Origin of the sequence: Myroides profundi, assembly GCF_000833025.1 — a bacterium.
Classification (GTDB): domain Bacteria; phylum Bacteroidota; class Bacteroidia; order Flavobacteriales; family Flavobacteriaceae; genus Flavobacterium; species Flavobacterium profundi_A.
Genome location: NZ_CP010817.1, coordinates 651706 through 670220, shown reverse-complemented (window position 1 = coordinate 670220; position 18515 = coordinate 651706). Strand labels below are relative to the sequence as shown.

General features: G+C 34.4%; 14 protein-coding genes. 7 read left to right on the top strand and 7 right to left on the bottom strand.

Translation table 11 applies throughout. The features are described 5' to 3' along the window. Positions 1 to 37: 37 nt before the first annotated feature. Complete coding sequence (locus MPR_RS03015; protein ID WP_041888994.1) at positions 38 to 1216, top strand: multidrug effflux MFS transporter; 1179 nt, start codon at positions 38 to 40, stop codon at positions 1214 to 1216. A gap of 61 nt (positions 1217 to 1277) precedes the next feature. On the opposite strand, the gene MPR_RS03010 is transcribed toward MPR_RS03015, so the two are convergent. After that, entirely contained in the window at positions 1278 to 2408 is a 1131-nt protein-coding gene (locus MPR_RS03010; RefSeq protein WP_006257280.1) for a DegT/DnrJ/EryC1/StrS family aminotransferase, read from the bottom strand. A 170-nt stretch (positions 2409 to 2578) separates the two neighbouring features. Between MPR_RS03010 and MPR_RS03005 the strand changes: the two genes are divergently transcribed. From MPR_RS03005 to MPR_RS02995, 3 genes are all read left to right on the top strand, one after another. Next, positions 2579 to 3814 carry a 3-deoxy-D-manno-octulosonic acid transferase gene (locus MPR_RS03005; RefSeq protein WP_052472628.1) on the top strand — a complete coding sequence of 412 codons (1236 nt, stop codon included), beginning with the start codon at positions 2579 to 2581 and terminating at the stop codon, positions 3812 to 3814. Between the two features lie 676 nt (positions 3815 to 4490). Next, on the top strand, positions 4491 to 6644 hold the full coding sequence (locus MPR_RS03000; RefSeq protein ID WP_041888988.1) for a S46 family peptidase: 2154 nt from the start codon (positions 4491 to 4493) through the stop codon (positions 6642 to 6644). A 119-nt stretch (positions 6645 to 6763) separates the two neighbouring features. Further along, complete coding sequence (locus tag MPR_RS02995; protein ID WP_025125340.1) at positions 6764 to 6988, top strand: hypothetical protein; 225 nt, start codon at positions 6764 to 6766, stop codon at positions 6986 to 6988. Between the two features lie 203 nt (positions 6989 to 7191). On the opposite strand, the gene MPR_RS02990 is transcribed toward MPR_RS02995, so the two are convergent. Then, positions 7192 to 8715: a GH3 auxin-responsive promoter family protein gene (locus MPR_RS02990; protein ID WP_016650193.1), complete on the bottom strand. Its 1524-nt coding sequence runs from the start codon at positions 8713 to 8715 to the stop codon at positions 7192 to 7194. 111 nt (positions 8716 to 8826) lie between these two features. Between MPR_RS02990 and MPR_RS02985 the strand changes: the two genes are divergently transcribed. After that, positions 8827 to 9624: a DUF2797 domain-containing protein gene (locus tag MPR_RS02985; protein WP_041888987.1), complete on the top strand. Its 798-nt coding sequence runs from the start codon at positions 8827 to 8829 to the stop codon at positions 9622 to 9624. Positions 9625 to 9674: 50 nt separating this feature from the next. On the opposite strand, the gene MPR_RS02980 is transcribed toward MPR_RS02985, so the two are convergent. Both MPR_RS02980 and sppA read right to left on the bottom strand, forming a co-directional pair. Then, positions 9675 to 12305, bottom strand: coding sequence for an AsmA-like C-terminal region-containing protein (locus MPR_RS02980; RefSeq protein WP_041888984.1), 2631 nt, complete (start codon positions 12303 to 12305; stop codon positions 9675 to 9677). 135 nt (positions 12306 to 12440) lie between these two features. Further along, positions 12441 to 14207: a signal peptide peptidase SppA gene (gene sppA / locus MPR_RS02975; RefSeq protein ID WP_041888982.1), complete on the bottom strand. Its 1767-nt coding sequence runs from the start codon at positions 14205 to 14207 to the stop codon at positions 12441 to 12443. A gap of 126 nt (positions 14208 to 14333) precedes the next feature. Here sppA and folK point away from each other — a divergent pair, with 126 nt between their 5' ends. Next, positions 14334 to 15482: a 2-amino-4-hydroxy-6-hydroxymethyldihydropteridine diphosphokinase gene (gene folK / locus MPR_RS02970; protein ID WP_041888980.1), complete on the top strand. Its 1149-nt coding sequence runs from the start codon at positions 14334 to 14336 to the stop codon at positions 15480 to 15482. Beyond that, positions 15472 to 16032: a DUF1543 domain-containing protein gene (locus tag MPR_RS02965; RefSeq protein ID WP_041888977.1), complete on the top strand. Its 561-nt coding sequence runs from the start codon at positions 15472 to 15474 to the stop codon at positions 16030 to 16032. Before folK ends, MPR_RS02965 begins: the two co-directional genes overlap by 11 nt. A 45-nt stretch (positions 16033 to 16077) precedes the next feature. Here MPR_RS02965 and MPR_RS02960 read toward each other — a convergent pair whose 3' ends face one another. The 3 genes from MPR_RS02960 to MPR_RS02950 form a co-directional block, all read right to left on the bottom strand. Next, the gene (locus MPR_RS02960; protein ID WP_025125345.1) at positions 16078 to 16800 is read right to left on the bottom strand and encodes a DUF3667 domain-containing protein; all 723 of its coding nucleotides are present in this window, start codon (positions 16798 to 16800) and stop codon (positions 16078 to 16080) included. Positions 16801 to 16969: 169 nt separating this feature from the next. After that, the gene (locus MPR_RS02955; RefSeq protein WP_025125346.1) at positions 16970 to 17500 is read right to left on the bottom strand and encodes a YceI family protein; all 531 of its coding nucleotides are present in this window, start codon (positions 17498 to 17500) and stop codon (positions 16970 to 16972) included. A gap of 121 nt (positions 17501 to 17621) precedes the next feature. Beyond that, positions 17622 to 18467: a DUF3806 domain-containing protein gene (locus MPR_RS02950; protein WP_041888973.1), complete on the bottom strand. Its 846-nt coding sequence runs from the start codon at positions 18465 to 18467 to the stop codon at positions 17622 to 17624. Positions 18468 to 18515 lie beyond the last annotated feature (48 nt).

The window sequence follows — 18515 nt, the reverse complement described above, 5'->3', positions numbered from 1 at the left end:
TGTACACTTCCAAGGATTTTTTTTTAAAACCTATATAGTGGATAAACTTTCAGCACAAGAATGGATCCTTATTTTCACTCTAGTGAGCCTTACTGCATTAGGCCCTTTAGCTATAGATATGTACCTTCCTGCATTCCCGAAGATAGCACACGATCTAAATACTGAGATCAATAGAGTTCAGATATCACTTTCTACATTCTTAGGAGGATTAGCAATCGGGCAACTCTTTTGGGGACCTATATCAGATAAGTATGGTAGTAAAAAACCAATCATACTATGTCTGTCTATTTTTATACTTTCATCTCTAGCTGTAGTATTTGTAAAAAACATCGAGGTCATGTGGCTATATCGTTTTTTACAGGCCTTCGGTAGTAGTGGAGGAGTAGTTATCGCAAGAGCCATTGTCAATAAAAGGTTTGATAAAGATCAGACACTTAAGATATTTAGTATACTAGCCGTGATCGGAGGAATAGCTCCCATCATCGCTCCTATATTAGGTAATATAGTCTTAAAGTATCTAGATTGGACTCACGTATTTACAACTATGGCCTTGTTTGCTACACTGAGTATCGGTATGACTGTATTCTGTCTAAAAGAAGACTATACTAATAGAATACCTACTCTAAATGTAGGAGGAATACTAACGAATTATCTTAAACTCTTTAAGAACAAACTGTTTATAAGATATACTATTATCGGAAGTATAGCCTATAGCTGTCTAATGATCTATATCTCTAACTCTCCTGTTCTAGTAATGGAAGTAGGAGGATTATCGAGTACACACTTTAGCTTTGTATTCATGGCTAACTCATGTGGTCTAATGTTAGGGTCGTTCTTAACCTCTTCAATTTTGAGAAAAAGACTCTCTCCTAAAAATATTATTAAGTTAGGAGCGAGTACACAGTTTATAGCTGCTTCACTACTATGGTTATTCATACAGTTAGATTTGAGCATATATATACAGTTAGTACCTCTTTTCTTCTTTGTGATGCCATTAGGACTACTATTCCCTACTACGACTACTTTAGCATTAGCACCCTATAAAGCAGAGTCAGGTATAGCGTCAGCTCTTTTTGGAGCTTCTCAACTAGCCTTTACCTTCATGACCTCTATCTTATTAAATAGTTTGAATAATGGCTCTATGAGTATCGTAGCACTCTCATTAGTAGCATGTGCACTTGTTTCGTTCACACTAATATCTACAACAAAAGAATAACATCAATACATAAAAAAAGCAGACCTTATCGGGTCTGCTTTTGTTTTATAGTACTATAAGACTATCCTAAGAATGCCTTAATCTCATCTGTTATAAACTTGATTTGCTCTTCGTCTAACTCAGTGTGCATAGGTAAAGAAAGAACCTCTTGTACCAACTGATTAGTCACTGGGAAATCAGCCTCATTATAACGAGGATCTAAATATGCTTTCTGATTGTGTAACGGAATTGGGTAATAGATAGCACATGGGATACCTTTACCTTGTAAGTGTGCTAATAATGCATTTCTATCAGCATTCACGATACGCAATGTATACTGGTGGAACACGTGGCTATTCTCATCTCCTACTACTACAGGAGTAACGATATTAGGATGATTAGCTAAAGCAGCAGAATACATCTGAGCAGCAGTACGTCTAGCTACATTATAAGCATCTAGATTAGGTAACTTAGCATTTAATACAGCAGCTTGGATACTATCTAGACGAGAGTTCACTCCTACTACATCGTGGTGGTAACGCTCATACATACCGTGATTCACTATTCCTCTTAACGTATGTGCTAATGCATCATCGTTAGTGAAGATAGCTCCACCATCACCATAACATCCTAAGTTTTTAGATGGGAAGAATGAAGTAGCAGCTACATGTCCGATAGCCCCTGTTTTTACCACTTTACCATCAGGATAAGTATAATCTGCTCCGATACCTTGTGCGTTATCTTCGATCACATATAAGTTATGTTTCTCAGCTAACTTCATGATAGCGTCCATATCAGCAGACTGTCCGAATAAGTGTACTGGTACGATAGCTTTAGTTTTAGGAGTAATCGCTTTTTCGATTGCTTCTATAGAAATATTGAATGTATCAGGACACACATCTACTAATACAGGAGTTAATTGTAATAAAGCGATTACCTCTACAGTAGCTGCAAAAGTAAAGTCAGCCGTGATTACTTCATCACCTGGTTTTAAACCTAATCCCATCATAGCGATCTGAAGAGCATCAGTTCCGTTAGCACATGGTATCACGTGTTTAACTCCTAAATATTGCTCTAAGTTTGCCTGAAATGCGTGTACTTGTGGTCCGTTGATAAAAGCAGAAGATTCTAATATTTCTTGAATCGATTGATTCACTTCTTCTTTAATTCCTTCATATTGACCTTTCAAGTCAACCATTTGAATTTTTTTCATTCTAATTGTCTTTTATATCTTTTGAACTATTCATATAATTACCAACAAGTTACCTATATAAATAGCACTTAATTTCGATATTAGTTATCACTACAAAAATAATAAATTCTTTGCGCCAAAGCTCAAACTTTATCAAAAGAAACGTAATTTCGCTCAATAAAGATTTACCTATGTTTTTCCTATATAATATACTGACCTATATTTCTATATTCTTCATCCGTATTATCGCTCTGTTCAACAAAAAGTTAGGCTTATTCGTTGCAGGGAGAAAACAATCTTTTCAAATCTTAAAAGACAATATACTTCCTACTGATAAAGTGTTCTGGATACATGTAGCTTCGTTAGGCGAATATGAACAGGGGCTTCCTGTCATGGAGCAGCTAAAACAGAAGTACCCTACGCATAAGATAGTGCTTACCTTCTTCTCTCCTTCTGGATATGAAGTGAAGAAAAACAATACTATCGCTGACGCCACATTATACTTACCTATGGACACACTAGCGAATGCTAAAAAGTTCTTAGCCTTGTGCCACCCAGAACAAGTATTCTTTGTGAAATATGAATATTGGCCTAATTATTTAAATCAATTGCGCCAACAGAACATTCCTACCTATTTAGTCTCAGGGATACTAAGACCAGATCAAGTGTTCTTTAAATGGTATGGAGGGTTCTACAGAACAGCATTAAAGGCATTTAGATACTTCTTTGTTCAGAATGAAGTATCTAAGACACTTCTAAATCAATTGCAGTATAACAATGTAGAGATAGTAGGTGATACGAGATTCGATAGAGTATCTCAGATATTAGAACAGGACAATAAATTGGCATTTCTAGAAGCCTTTACCTTAAATAAAATGGCGAAGACTATCGTCATTGGTAGTTCATGGCCAGAAGATGAAAAGATTCTAGCCAATTATATCAACAATACACAAGATAATTCTATCAAGTTTATCTTTGCGCCACATAATATCAAAAAGGATCAGATAGATAATCTCGTTCAAAACTTAAAGAAACCAACTGTGCTACACAGTGAGCATGAAGGAAAAGATTTAACACAATACAATGTCTATATTATAGATGCCTACTCTATATTGACTAAAGCTTATAGTTATGCAGATATTGCCTATATAGGAGGAGGTTTTGGAGCAGGTATTCATAATATCCTAGAAGCCGCGACCTATGGAGTGCCTGTTATTATTGGTCCAAATTATAAAAAGTTCCAAGAAGCTAAGGATTTGATAACATTTGGTAGCTGTATAGTAGTAAATTCACAATCAGAATTAGACCAAATCTTTGATGAATTATTATATAATGACGCTAAAAGAATCGAATTAGGTAAAACGAGCAATCATTTTATCCTTAAAAATAAGAATGCTACAGAAAAAATAATGAAGCATATACACTAAAAGTAAAAAGGTAAGTAATCAAAGTGGTTACTTACCTTTTTTATATGAATTAATAATTATACTAGTCGTGAACTTTTATATTAAAAGTCTACTCGCTCGGATTTTAATCCCGATGTACCAATATAAGACAAAATATTGATTACTGCAACACCACAATCACTAATTATGATTTTTTCAACACACTAATTCTCTTTTTTGCGTTCTCACACACCTTTTTTTCGCATTAGAAACCACTTTTTTGAAAAGATAACACCTAACACAAGACAGGGTACAGTCTCATACCAAAATAGTGCTATATAGACATAATTCCAGCAACACTTAGATACATCACTACACATTCTACTCCTTATATATACATAGTAGTATAGTTATCTTACCTATCCCTCTAAACACACCTCTCTATCTATAAGATAAGGTAACTCCACTCCTTACTTACATTCTATCACATAGGTGCTTACAATGAGTTTCAATAGGAATGAGTCCGTTCTGAGTCCGTAGTGAGTCCGTTTTTTGGGCAGTTTTAACGGAGTCAGTACAGACAGATTACTTTCTTAGTATACTAATATTACGAACCACTATACTCCAACAGTACTATCGCGTATTAACATATTTCGATTTTAGCGTTCCCATGTAATATTGTATCTTGCCAGCGAATTCAATTCTAACTAACACTTTTATGAATAAAAAGATTAAAAATCTATTTAAGGCACTTGTAGTATTGGTAGCTTTACCTATCTATGCACAACAAGGTGGGATGTGGATTCCTTCTCTGCTAAAGGGAATGAATGAAACAGAAATGAAAAGCCTTGGAATGAAGATGTCTATCGAAGATATCTACGATGTGAACCAATCTAGTATGAAAGATGCTGTCCCTCACTTCAATGGTGGGTGTACTTCTGAAGTTATCTCTTCACAAGGTCTTTTACTAACTAATCACCACTGTGGATATGGACAGATCCAAGCACACTCTTCTGTAGAGAATGATTACTTAGCTAACGGGTTCTGGGCTAAATCTATGGCTCAAGAGCTACCTAACGAAAACTTAGAAGTTACTTTCATCGTTCGCATAGAGGATGTGACTAAAGAAGTAATGGCTGGTGTAGTAGCTAAAGATTCTGAAATAGAAAAACAAGCTAAGATCCAAAAGAACATTACTACAACTGTAGCTAAATTCCCTAAAGAAAAATGGCAAGACAATAAGATTAAATCTTTTTATGAAGGAAATCAATATATCTTATTCGTAACAGAGACTTTTAAAGATGTACGTCTAGTAGGTGCCCCACCATCATCTATTGGTAAGTTTGGTTCTGATACAGATAACTGGGTATGGCCTCGTCACACAGGTGACTTCTCTCTATTCAGAATATACGCTGACAAAGACAATAAACCAGCTGCATACTCAAAAGATAATGTACCTTACCGTCCTAAGCACTTCTTCCCTATCTCACTTAGTGGTGTAGAAGAAGGTGACTTCACTATGGTATTTGGTTACCCAGGTAGAACACAAGAGTACTTACCATCTTATGCAGTAGAACAAATCGTAAATGATCTAAACCCTGTAAGAATCGGTATCCGTGATAAAGCACTTAAGATCACTGATGAGTTTATGCGTGCAGACCAAGCAATCAAGATTCAATATGCATCTAAATATGCTAGCACAGCTAACTATTGGAAAAAATGGATCGGAGAAAGCCAAGGTTTAAAAAAGACTAACGCTGTACAAGCTAAACAAGATTTCGAAAAAGACTTCATCGTAAGAGCTAAGAAAAATAAAAACACTAAAGCTTATGCTGATATCCCTGCTAAGTTCGAAAAACTTTATGGAGATATTAAACCTTATGCTATTAGCAAAGATTACTTCGCTGAAGTAGTACAACGCAATGCTGAACTTCTAGCTGCGGCTTGGAGAGTATATGCTTTAGAGACTTATGCGTCTAACGAACAAGCATTCAACAGCAGACGTGAGAACTTAATCAAAGGGCAAGACAAGTTCTACAAAAACTATAGCAAGGCAGTTGACGAAAAAGTATTCGAGGCTATCGTAGAAATGTATGCAAAAGATGCACCTAAACAATTCTTACCTAAAGAATTAAACGGAGCTAACATCTCAGCTATCACTAAAGATATCTATGCGAATAGTAAATTAACTACTTACGCAGGGTTACAAGAATTATTAAAAGGTAATGCTGATCAAGTAGTAAAGAATATCAACAACGATAAAGGATACGCATTTGCTAAAGCACTAATCGAAAACTATATTCAAAATGTATTACCTAAATACGAAGAATTAGAAAGAGAAATAGCAGCTTTACAACGTACGTTTATGAAAGCTCAGTTAGACTTATATCCTGATGCTAGAATATTCCCTGATGCTAATAGTACACTACGTGTTACTTATGGTAAAGTAGATGGGTACTTCCCTAAAGACGCTACGTACTACGAACCTGTAACTCATTTAGAAGGTATTATGGAGAAATATGTACCTGGTGACTATGAATTCGACGTACCTGCAAAATTAGTAGATCTATATAATAAGAAAGACTACGGACAGTATGCAGATAATGGTAAATTACCTGTGAACTTCATCGCTACTAACCATACAACTGGAGGAAACTCTGGAAGTCCAGCTATCGATGCAGAGGGTAATCTAATAGGGTTAAACTTTGACCGTGTTTGGGAAGGAACGATGAGTGATATTTACTATGATCCATCTATTTGTCGTAACATTATGGTAGATGCTAGATACATTTTATTCATTATAGATAAGTTTGCAGATGCAAAACATCTAATTGAGGAGATGAAATTAGTAGAACCTAAGAAAAACAAGTAATTAAAACATTGGTTTACAACAACTTATTGATTAAAAAAAAATATTCAAAAAAAGTTTTGCGAACCAAAAAATTCATATATTTGTCACGAATTAATAATTAACTTTTATAATTTAGTAAGATGAAAAAAATCGCATTAAGCATCGCTTTAGTAGCAATGATGGGAGTATCTTTCGTTTCTTGTAAAGAAACTGCAAAAGAACCAGCTGTAGAAGAAACAACAACTGAAGAAGTAGTAACTGAAGAAGCTCCAGCTACAGAAGAAGTAGTAACTGAAGAGGCTCCAGCTACAGAAGAAGCTCCAGCTACTGAGGAAGCTCCAGCTACAGAAGAAGCTGCTAAATAATTTTAGCAAAACTGTTCATAAAGAAGACCCTGCTAGGCAGGGTTTTTTTATATCCATACTTTTCTACCCCAATACTTACCTCAGCTTAAATACAATACTGTATTACAGCTAATTACAGTCAATCATTTTAAAACACTGACGACTAGATATAAAAAAAGCATCCATTAAAATGAATGCTTTGATATAGATTTTAATCTAGTAAATTATACTAATATACGTTGCATTGATAGCAGTTCTTCTAATAGTGTACGTTCATTAGATAATCGTGGTACCTTATGCTGTCCTCCAAGTTTATTGTTATTCTTTAGCCAATCATAGAATAGATTTTTACGAGCGCTATGTAATACTAATGGATTTAGAGTCATATTATTCGTACGCTTCGCCTCATAATCTGAGTTGAGAGCTTGTAGATTCTTATCTAGTACTTCACTAAACAATTGTAGATTATCTGGAGCTTTACTGAACTCTACTACCCATTCGTGAGCACCTTTCTCTTTTCCTTCCATAAATATAGGTGCTACCGTGTACTCAGCTACCTCAGCATTAAATTCAATACAGGTCTTTGCTAGTGCTCTGTCTGTATTCTCTATCATCAGCTCTTCACCGAATACATTGATAAAATGTTTAGTACGCCCTGTTATTTTAATACGGTAAGGTAATAGGCTAGTAAAGCGCACAGTATCTCCGATTAAGTATCTTACTAATCCTGCATTAGTAGTGATCACTAGTGCATAATTCTTACCTATCTCTACTTCTGATAATGGAATTATCTTTTGATTAGAAGTTCCGAAAGTATCCATCGGAATAAACTCATAGAATATTCCGTAATCTAACATTAATAATAGTTCATTACAGTCATTCTGATCTTGGATAGCAAAGAAACCTTCAGAAGCATTATAGATCTCATAATATCTAAATCGATCACTAGGTAGTAGCTTTTTATATTGATCCTTATAAGGCTCAAAACTAACTCCTCCATGGAAATAAACCTCAGCATTAGGCCATAGTTCTAATAAATCTCCCCTACCTGTCTCTTGTATAATGCGGTTTAATAACACCAACATCCACGAAGGTACTCCTGCAAAACTAGTTACATTCTCATTCCTTACTTCCTTAATAATTGCATTCATCTTACTCTCCCACTCAGACATCAGTGATGTCTTATTACTAGGAGTACTGCTTAGCTCTGCCCAAAAAGGCATATTATCAATTAAGATAGCCGATAGATCTCCAAAGAAAGTATTCTTGTCTTCATAAAGTTGTTTACTTCCTCCTAACCTTAAGCTCTTACCAGTAAATAACTGTGAATCTTCATTGTTATTTAAATATAAACACAGTAAGTCTTTTGCTGCTTTATAATGACAGTTCTCTAATGCTTCATTACTCACAGGTATAAACTTACTTTTTGCATTAGTAGTTCCACTTGACTTAGCAAACCAACGGATAGGCTCTGGCCAAAAGATATTATTCTCTCCTTGGCGAGCGCGTTCTATATAAGGTTCGAACTCCTCGTACTTAAATAAAGGCACTCTCTCTGCAAAATCCCCATAGCTCTTTATACTATCGTAGCCAAACTGCTTTCCTAAGATTGTCTTCTCATTTGTCTTCATTAAATTCAAAAACAAGTCATTTTGTACTTCATTTGGGTATTTCCTAAATAGATCTATCTGGTGAATTCTCTTCTTCAATATCCAAGAAGCGATAGAATTAATAATTGTGAATGCCATATCTTATTAATTAGTCAAGTATCTAATCTTTTCATTATGAAAAGTTAGTAATTACAGTGGTAAATGTTTTTTCGTACTTTTACAACTTACCCAAAAATAACAATTTTATCTATGCAATACGAAGGAGTTTTAAACAAAATGCAGACGGAATTTAACACCCCTATTGAATACTATTTAGTATTTAAAAGCAACTTCATCAATATAAATCAGATTCTTGACAGAAACATAAAGATTGAGTTTACAGGATATGAATGTTTAAACTGTGGACAGCACAAAAAAATATTTAGACAAGGCTTTTGTTATGAGTGTTTTTACTCTAGTGCACAAGTAGGTGATTGGATCATGAGACCTGAATTAAGTACAGCTCACCTAGGGATAGAAGATAGAGACCTAGAGTATGAAACAAAGGTACAGATACAGCCTCATATCGTATATCTAGCTGTAGCTAGTGATGTAAAAGTAGGGGTAACTAGAAAAACACAAGTACTTACTAGATGGATAGATCAGGGGGCTTCTAAAGCAATAGAAATAGTAGAAGTACCTAATAGATACTTAGCAGGAATCACTGAGGTAGCTCTAAAAGATATGTTTACAGACAAAACGAATTGGAGAAAGATGCTACAAAATGAAGTACTAGAAACAAACTTAGAAGAAATAAGAAATTCTCTAAAAGAGAAACTACCAGAAGAAGTAAGACCTTACTTTGATCAAACTGATTCTTCTATCTTTAATCTAGATTACCCTGTCATACAATTCCCAACAAAGATAAAAAGTCTTAACCTTGACAAGACTCCTTCTTATGAAGGTAAGTTAAAAGGTGTCAAAGGACAATATCTACTATTCGAAGATGGTACTGTATTTAATATCCGTACTTATGAAGGATATATGGTTAATATTGAAGTTATCTAATAACATATATATAAAAAACGAGCTCCTTAATGGAGCTCGTTTTTTATATACTATTCTGTTTCTTCAGTCTTTTTCTTTTTACCGAACAGCCCTTTTAAGCCTTCACTAATTTTGTTGACTGTTTCTTCAGTTTCATTTTTCTTTGTTGTATTCTCTTCACCTGAAGTATTATTTTCCTTCTTCCCTCCTAAGATATCTAGTAGTGCATCTTTACCTTTTCCTACTAATTGATTCTTTTGTTCTTCTAAGATTTCATTTGTAATATTCTTTACTACATCAGCCATATTAGCAGACACCTTTGGGTTGGTAAAGTCACCTGTTACCCCTACTTTCACAGGTATTGCATCAAACTTATTACTAGATTTAGGTCCTAAAGCAGTCAATGCATTAGCGACATCATTACCTAGTAATTTAGCTGGTACTTTAAAGTCCAAAGCATAATTAAGACTTTGATCAAAGCCATGTTCTCCTGATACAGTCACCGCTAAGTCTTTTGTTTTTATATCAAAAGGTTTAAACTGTACACGTCCATTATTAAAAACAATGTGCATCTTTTTATTACTCAAATCTAGATTCTTCAAATCAATGAAGTTCAACGCTCCGTCTAATGATGATAGTAGTTTAGAATTCTGAGCAGTAATAGTCGCATTCGCTAAATCACCTTTTATATCACCTGACATTGTATTTAAATCTGGTGATAAATCTGCTGCATTTAACTTTCCTTTCATCACTACAGCTGCATTTACTTTTCCTGACATCACATTAGCAATAGGTGCTACAGCTTTTAAAAACCCTAGATCATTAAAAGTCTGTTTGATATCTAAACTTTGTAGTCCTAAGTTCATATCAAAAGTTGGTACAGCTTCTTTTGTAGATACATTCCCTCCGAATGCTATTTTTCCACCAAAAAGATCTGTTGACATATTCTGAAGACGTGCAGCTTCATCTTTAATCACTAATGTTCCTTTTACATTCTTAAGTGTTAGATCATCGTATGCTACTGTCTTTGCATTTGCATTAATTGTACAATCTAAGAACCCTGGAATCTTTAATGGATCAGATGCTTTTGTTGTAGTTGATTTCTCATTCTTCTCTTCTACTTTCGCAGTGTCTTCTTTTAATAAATCAGCTAATACAAAATTATTAGAGTTTAAATTAAAGTTCCCTTTTAAGGTCTGCTTCTTAAATAAGAAACCATATAGATTATCTAATCTTCCGTCTGCATTTAGATCTGAAGTACCTGTTTTTATAGCAAGTTTATTTAGCGTAACATTACTTGTATTAAAAGTAAGAGCTGCCTCTTGTATCTGCATTGGCTTAGCCATCGCATCTGTACTAAAATTAAAGCCTGTCAAAGATACACTACCACTGTTTTTTATATTTTGATATTGTTCTTTCTCTACAGAGTTCATGTCAAAATTAGTGGCTACTTTCGCTTTTAATATCCCTGTCAGTGGTGTATCTAGTTTCACAGGATATGCTTTAGATACATTTGCTAAATTAATAATCCCATCAAAATTTGCATCTACTAACGCATTCTCACTAATGTTCTTAATCTTCGCTTTCGCGTTGAATATATCTTGATCTATCTTAAATGACAATTGGTTAATATCTACATATAAATCTTTCATTATCCCTGTCTCATTCATCACATTAACATCTAATAGAATATTCTGAACTGCTTTAGGTAGATCTGGATACTTAAAGGACGCATTCTTTGCATTCATGTGAATAGCTAGTGTAGGAATAGTTGTCTCTGTCATTTTACCTTTTACCTTTCCTTCTACTTTAAAATCACCTGATGTAGTCACCCCTTTTAGATTACCCGCATAAGCTTCTGGTATTAATCCTAAGAAGTTTTTAAAGTCTGAGTCAGGAGTAGCAAAACTCAAATCAAACTGCTGTCCATCTTCTAATAACTGAACTGAACCATCAAATGCTAAAGGCAACTGATTAATCAATGCTTTATTCTCTTTAAATGAATACAATTGCTTCGTCATATCCATTCCGATTAAAGCTTTCAGTGATAAGTTAACCTCATTCAGAAACTTAGTATCCTCCATTACAAACGAAACTTTTGCTTTAGATTCTGTATCTAAATCCAGTACATCATCTGATAGATTACCTGTCCCTTGGTGATAGAACTCATTAATAGTAAACATCATCTTACTACCTAAATCTTTATACGTTAAGTTTAGATTGTCTATCTTATAATGATTTAAAGCTAAAGAGAATGGATCCTTATCAGAAGAGTCTTCATCCTCTTCATCCTCTTTTTTTAATGCTATATCATAGTTAGCTACCCCTTGTTCATTCACTATCACGTTAACCTTAGCATTTTCTACTAAGATATCTTCTATACTCATCGGCTTATCCGCCCCATTGAATAACTCCATAATAGACATCTTTAGCCCTATCATTTTGGCAGACACTAACGTATCTCCATCGAATGGCGCCTTATTCACAACAGCCAAGTCCTTAATCACTACTGTTGCCTTAGGAAAGTTACGTATAAAGCTCAGGTCTACTTTCTCGAATGTCACCTTTGCATTTAAGTTGTCATTAATAGTTTTAAGTACTAAATCTTGTATTTTTCCCTTAAACAAAATAGGTGTTAGCATTAGTAAGATAAACAATCCCAACACTATACCTCCTGTCCATTTTAAAACCTTTTTATTCATAACTTTTCATTTTATTACAAAATAACAAAAAAAAAGAGTTATCCCTAGTCTAAAAGGATAACTCTTTATTCGATATTAATCAATTTATGTCTTCTTTAACGAAAGCATAAATTTGACTATAACATTATCTTATTACTACTCTATTTTTACTTCAAAAGGCAATATTGCTTGTACACCTCTCATATTGTTGAAATAGTTAAGTCTCTCTATCATTTCATAGTTAGCTTCACCTATCTTTTCTTTAATTAGCTCTTCTTCTGATTTAAATACAGAAGCACCTAGATACCCTCTAAGCATATCTTCGAACTTCATTTTATACTCTGGGTAGTTTACTACTTTATAATCGTCTATCTCTACCTTTTTAGCAGCATAAGCAATAGCTGTATCTAATCCTCCTAGTTCATCTACTAATTTATTTTCTAATGCATCTTTTCCAGTCCACACTCTACCTTGCGCTAATTCATTTACTTGTTCTACTGTCATCTTTCTTCCATCAGCTACTCTCTGAACGAATGTAGTGTAAACATCCTCTATACCTTCTGTCACCATCATTCTAAAGCCTGGATCAACATCTCTAAATGGACTATAGTTAGCCGCATTATCATGTGTCTTCACTTGTTCTGCATTTACTCCATACTTTGTAGCTAATGCTTTAAAGTTCGGAACCATACCGAATACCCCTATAGAACCTGTAATCGTTCCTGGATCTGCGAAGATTCTATCTGCATTACTAGAGATATAATACCCTCCTGATGCAGCTACATCTCCCATAGAAACAATCACTGGCTTCACTTTTTTAGTCAACTCTATCTCTCTCCAGATTAATTCAGAAGTCAGAGCACTACCACCAGGGCTATTTACTCTTAGTACGATAGCTTTTATCTTATCATCCTTTCTTGCTGCTTTTAGAGCACGGTTGATAGATCCTTCACCGATATAGCTTACGCTACCTTCACCATCTCTAATCTCCCCCTGTGCATAGATTACCGCAATACGATCTTTAGCTGTTTTTGCACTATTTTTTACAATCACATCTTTAACGTAATCTAAGATATCTACGCTATTATAATCTTTATCTCCTTCTACACCTAATTCATGTTTAATCGCTGCATGATACTCATCCTCATAAGCTACTTTATCCACTAATCCTGTTTTTAAAGCAAGTTTAGGTGTTCTAGCTCCTAGATTATTCGCTATACCGTTTAAGCTATCTACAGATATCTTTCTGCTCTTAGAGATATCGTTAACTAATGTTTCCCAAATAGACTTTAAGAACACTGTTGTCTGCTCTCTATTCGCCTCACTCATGTTTTCTTGTAAGAATGGTTCTACAGCACTTTTATATTTACCGTGTCTCATTACTTCCATTTGTACTCCTGTTTTGTCCTGTAATCCTTTTAAGTAAAGAATCTCTGTAGACAATCCCTTAAAGTCTAACCCACCTACTGGATTAATATAAATAGTATCTGCAATAGAGTTTAAATAATATTCTCCTTGTGAATACACATTAGCATAAGCCAATACGAACTTACCTGTTGCTTTAAACTCTTCTAGTTTATTTCTAATCTCACGTTTCTGTACTACTCCTAGCATAGAGTTATTATTCAGAATAGAGATTCCTTTAATACGATCATCTGTCTTCGCATACTCTATAGCCGCTAGTACGTCAGACACACCATCTTTTCCAGCTTCTCTAAAGCCGAATTCCTTCATATTATATTTACCTGCATAATCATATTTCACACCAGATAAATCTAAATTAATAACTGAACTGTCTTTTACTGTAACAGTATCAGAACTACTTCCCATAGCTACACCAATGATCATCAGTCCAAAAAACAATATTCCGAAGAATATAAACAGACCTACTATCGTAGCTAAAACATTTCTTAAAAACCTCATATTAAAAACAATTTATCTTATTAGTATTCAAATTATAAAAAAAGTTACAGATTATACCCGTAAATTTGCATTATTAACTGATACAAAAGTAACGATTATTCAATTTTCTTTTATTTACTTTGCCCCATGTTTACGCAAAATCAAATAGTATTATCAATAGGTTCTAATCAAGGAGATAAATTATCTAACATAGAGAAATCTATCGAACTGATTAACAAGCATATTGGTACAGTCATAAAAATATCACCTATTTACGAATTTCCTGCTTGGGGTTTTGAGAGCGATCCTTTCTTTAATTGTGCTGTATTATTACACAGTACGCTAAAAGCTGAAACGGTTATTCTAAAGGTACTCGAAATAGAACAAGTACTGGGTAGAATACGTCCACAGCATACAGTGGGGTATAGTGCTAGACTGATAGATATCGATATTATCTCTTTTAACCAAGAAGTATATAATACTGATAACCTATCTGTACCTCATCCCTTGATGCAAGACAGACAGTTCGTACTACAGCCATGTGCAGATCTAAACTTAGAATGGGCACACCCTATACTAAAGCAAAGTTTCAAAGAATTACTGAATAGCTGTAAAGATAAAACATCTTTTAAGATAGTAGGAGATATAAAAAGTCCTATTCTTCAATATGGCTTTACTCATGTAAACTTTATCGCCATAGAAGGAAATATAGGTGCTGGTAAGACTACCTTAACTAATCGTATATCAGAAGACTTTAATGCAAAGAATATTCTAGAAGGTTTTGCGGACAACCCTTTCTTACCTAAGTTTTATAAAGATGCTACTAGATATGCATTTCCATTAGAGATGTCATTCTTAGCAGACAGGTACTCACAGTTATCTGATGACTTAGCACAGTTTGACCTTTTTAAAGAGTTTATCATAGCTGATTATTATATCTACAAGTCTATCATCTTTGCTCAAATCACTTTAGAAGAAGACGAGTTCAAGCTGTATCAGCAGATATTTGAGATTATGTATAAAGAAACTCCTAAGCCTGATCTGTATGTCTACCTATATCAGAACACAGATCGCTTATTAGAGAATATACAGAAACGTGGTCGTTCTTACGAAAGTGAAATCCCAGGTACTTACTTAGATCAAGTGAACCAAGGCTATTTTAACTATATCAAGACAATGCCTGCAGACAAAGTATTGATTATTGATATATCAGACTTAGACTTCGTAGCTAATCAAGAAGACTATATCTACATCTTAGATAAGATTCAACATAAACTAGTGAAGCATGACGAATAAATTATTTATGACCATGCTAGGAGTCACTCCTCCAGGACGTCATATAGAACAGCATGATATCTACTTCGGCATAGGCACACAGATGAAAGACCTCATCCCACAGATAGTTGACTTTTGGCCAGAAGCAGGACCTAAACTACACGTAGATGCATGGAGAGAAGTAACATCTGTACAAGGTCATCACATAGAAGTAGTTTCTAGAGAAACACACCAACCTAGTGATCTAAAGTTATTCTTTATCAATCTAGGTGGATATAAACCAGGTATTTTTGACGAGTTTCACCAGACGTGTCTAGTAGTCGCTAATAGTCAGAAAGAAGCCATCCAGTATGTAAAGAGTACAGCCTTTTACGAAGAGTATAACCTACCTCCGAGAGGATATAGTCACGTAGATAATAAGTATGGTCTAGATGTAGATGATATCTATGAGATGGACGAAATCTTAAATGAAGATTTAAAACAGCAATACACTATCAAAATAACTCCTTCTATAGAACCTCTAACAGAAGATCACATAGAACTAGGATATATGAAGCTAAACAGTTTCTAACTATAAAGAACGTCCCATGATAGTATATCATGGGACGTTCTTTATTTACTTACTTTGAAGTATGACATAATCTAGTAACTCTCCTATTATAATCACTAATACTGAGAATGTAAGCATCCCTAAAACATAAGCAAAGAAAGCTTTCAAATAACTCTTTATACTTCTCACTTCAAAGAATTGTCCTATTCCCCAAGTACAATAGAGCACACCTACCACTCCTGCAATCGCCATTAAATTAACCTTTACTATCCCTTGTATAATAGCAAACACAGAAAATATCAACATAGACATTCCTGTCACAAAGCACAATAAAATCAATATCTCAAATAAATTAAAAGAGTGTTTTTTAAACAACACCTTAGCCCATACCGCTATAAACACTCCTATAATTATATTCATATACCCAGAATGAGTATCTCCCCAGAGAAATATACTATCTGCCACTCCGCCACCTCCTGAATGATGGTAAGAAACAAAACTCTCTATGTGAAAATAGTGAGCAATAAGGGAGTAAACAAGAGAAGCTATAATAATGAATATAATAGGCTTTACTAACTTACTTCTATCCTCAGTAATAAACTTCTGAACTGTAATACCTGGTTTTAACAATAGTTCTTTTATAGTATAGAATATACCTTTCTCAACGTGTAAAACGTGGCTTATCTCATGCAAAACATAGTGACTATCTATTCTCTTTAGCTTAATTGATTCTCCACAATCAGGACAATATCCTGTTGATAAATCTGTATGAGACGTTTTACAACTCATGATTCTCTGTATATTAAGTTCAGTTATCTTATATAGTCACTACATAGTGACTAAGGAAACAAATATAATAAAATCACTTAATTCTCAAATACAAAAAAAAGCCTTCAAAGAAATCTCTTTGAAGGCTTTCGCACTTGTATATTAAAAATTTACATCTATGAAGACATCATTAAGCTTTAGCAAACTGTACTTCAGCGAATAACTTAATATCCTCTCCTACTAACACTCCACCTGTTTCTAAACCAGCATTCCAAGTCAGTCCAAACTCTTTACGGTTAATCTTAGACTCTAGAGACAGTCCTATCTTAGTATTTCCCCATGGATCTACTAGTACTCCACTATATTCTGCATTAAATGCTACTTCTTTCGTCACTCCTTTTATTGTTAGCATACCAGTCACTACATAGAAGTTATCTGTTTTTTTCTGAATACTTGTAGAAGTAAACACGATATCTTGATAAAGCTCTGTTTCAAAGAAATCTGCACTTTTTAGGTGAGTATCTCTATCTGCATTATTTGTATCTATAGAAGCTACCTTTGCTGTAAATGATATTTCTGAAGTTTCGAATGCTGCATCTACATTCTTAATTGTCGATGTGAAGTCATTAAACTTACCTGATACATTCGTAAACATCATGTGTTTTACTTTGAATCCTATTTCTGAATGTGTAGGGTCGATATTCCAAACTGTATTTGTCATAATAATTCTATTTTTTAAGGTTATAACCACTGTCTTATCAGTAGCGTTTTGTATGAGACAAATGTATAACCATATACACCCTCATACACTTAACCTAAATTAAGAACGTATATAACTACATTTATTCTTCCTCGAACTGATCTTCTACAGATTGAAATATTTTATCTAATAAACGCGCTATTTGGATATGCTCTCCCGCTTCTAGACGAGAGACTACTAAGCTAATCGGAAAAATAACGACTTCTGTATCCTTATACTGTAAGGCGTACTCATAGCCTAGGTCACCTTCTACACCTACCCATTCAAAATCGATATAATAATAACGAAGTAACGCCCCGAATAACAATCCTAACTTACCTAGATATTCTTTATCCTTTAGATCAAAGCACTGCTCATCGAATAACCACTGCAGTATGTCCAACGCCTTACCAGAATCAAATACTGATTTTAACTCATATTGATTAGCTCCTAAGAGCTTACTTACACTAGACTCTATAAACTCGAGCTCTTCAGGAGTCAAGGCTTGACTACTATGGTCTTCGTTAAGGACTATCCCGACATATTCTATCATCTGCACTGTCTCTTCTAGATAGTCACTTGCTAACTCAGAATTTACATCTGACTGACTGATGAATAACTGAAGCTCAAAGCGTACATTGTTATACAATACAGAATACTCATAGATATATAAATCTTCTATCTCTAGCTCTGTCATATAATAGAACTTATCTCCTACTTCCTTTACCTCCTCTTCTATATGACTCGCTTCAGTAGTAAAGTCTTCTAACACCTGCTCGAAGTCAAAGTCCTCTCCTCCTACTGTCCTTATCTCATACACAGAGATATAAGGTAGATAACTCACTCCGTCTTTAGTCAAGATAAACCCTCCATAATCTGCTAACTCTACATCGTACTCATCAGGTATTACCAATACTAACTTCTCTACTCCTAAATCTATATATTGCATACGCTTCACTTATTATCCTTAGATAAATATACCTTTTTTATTGTAGTC

What these genes read in the sequence shown, in the direction of transcription:
- MPR_RS02980 (WP_041888984.1), bottom strand. Translation starts at nt 12,305, where the DNA reads ATGAATAAAAAGGTTTTAAAATGGACAGGAGGTATAGTGTTGGGATTG.
- MPR_RS02985 (WP_041888987.1), top strand. Translation starts at nt 8,827, where the DNA reads ATGCAATACGAAGGAGTTTTAAACAAAATGCAGACGGAATTTAACACC.
- MPR_RS02995 (WP_025125340.1), top strand. Translation starts at nt 6,764, where the DNA reads ATGAAAAAAATCGCATTAAGCATCGCTTTAGTAGCAATGATGGGAGTA.
- MPR_RS02965 (WP_041888977.1), top strand. Translation starts at nt 15,472, where the DNA reads ATGACGAATAAATTATTTATGACCATGCTAGGAGTCACTCCTCCAGGA.
- MPR_RS02990 (WP_016650193.1), bottom strand. Translation starts at nt 8,715, where the DNA reads ATGGCATTCACAATTATTAATTCTATCGCTTCTTGGATATTGAAGAAG.
- sppA (WP_041888982.1), bottom strand. Translation starts at nt 14,207, where the DNA reads ATGAGGTTTTTAAGAAATGTTTTAGCTACGATAGTAGGTCTGTTTATA.
- MPR_RS02950 (WP_041888973.1), bottom strand. Translation starts at nt 18,467, where the DNA reads ATGCAATATATAGATTTAGGAGTAGAGAAGTTAGTATTGGTAATACCT.
- MPR_RS03000 (WP_041888988.1), top strand. Translation starts at nt 4,491, where the DNA reads ATGAATAAAAAGATTAAAAATCTATTTAAGGCACTTGTAGTATTGGTA.
- MPR_RS02955 (WP_025125346.1), bottom strand. Translation starts at nt 17,500, where the DNA reads ATGACAAATACAGTTTGGAATATCGACCCTACACATTCAGAAATAGGA.
- folK (WP_041888980.1), top strand. Translation starts at nt 14,334, where the DNA reads ATGTTTACGCAAAATCAAATAGTATTATCAATAGGTTCTAATCAAGGA.
- MPR_RS03010 (WP_006257280.1), bottom strand. Translation starts at nt 2,408, where the DNA reads ATGAAAAAAATTCAAATGGTTGACTTGAAAGGTCAATATGAAGGAATT.
- MPR_RS02960 (WP_025125345.1), bottom strand. Translation starts at nt 16,800, where the DNA reads ATGAGTTGTAAAACGTCTCATACAGATTTATCAACAGGATATTGTCCT.
- MPR_RS03005 (WP_052472628.1), top strand. Translation starts at nt 2,579, where the DNA reads ATGTTTTTCCTATATAATATACTGACCTATATTTCTATATTCTTCATC.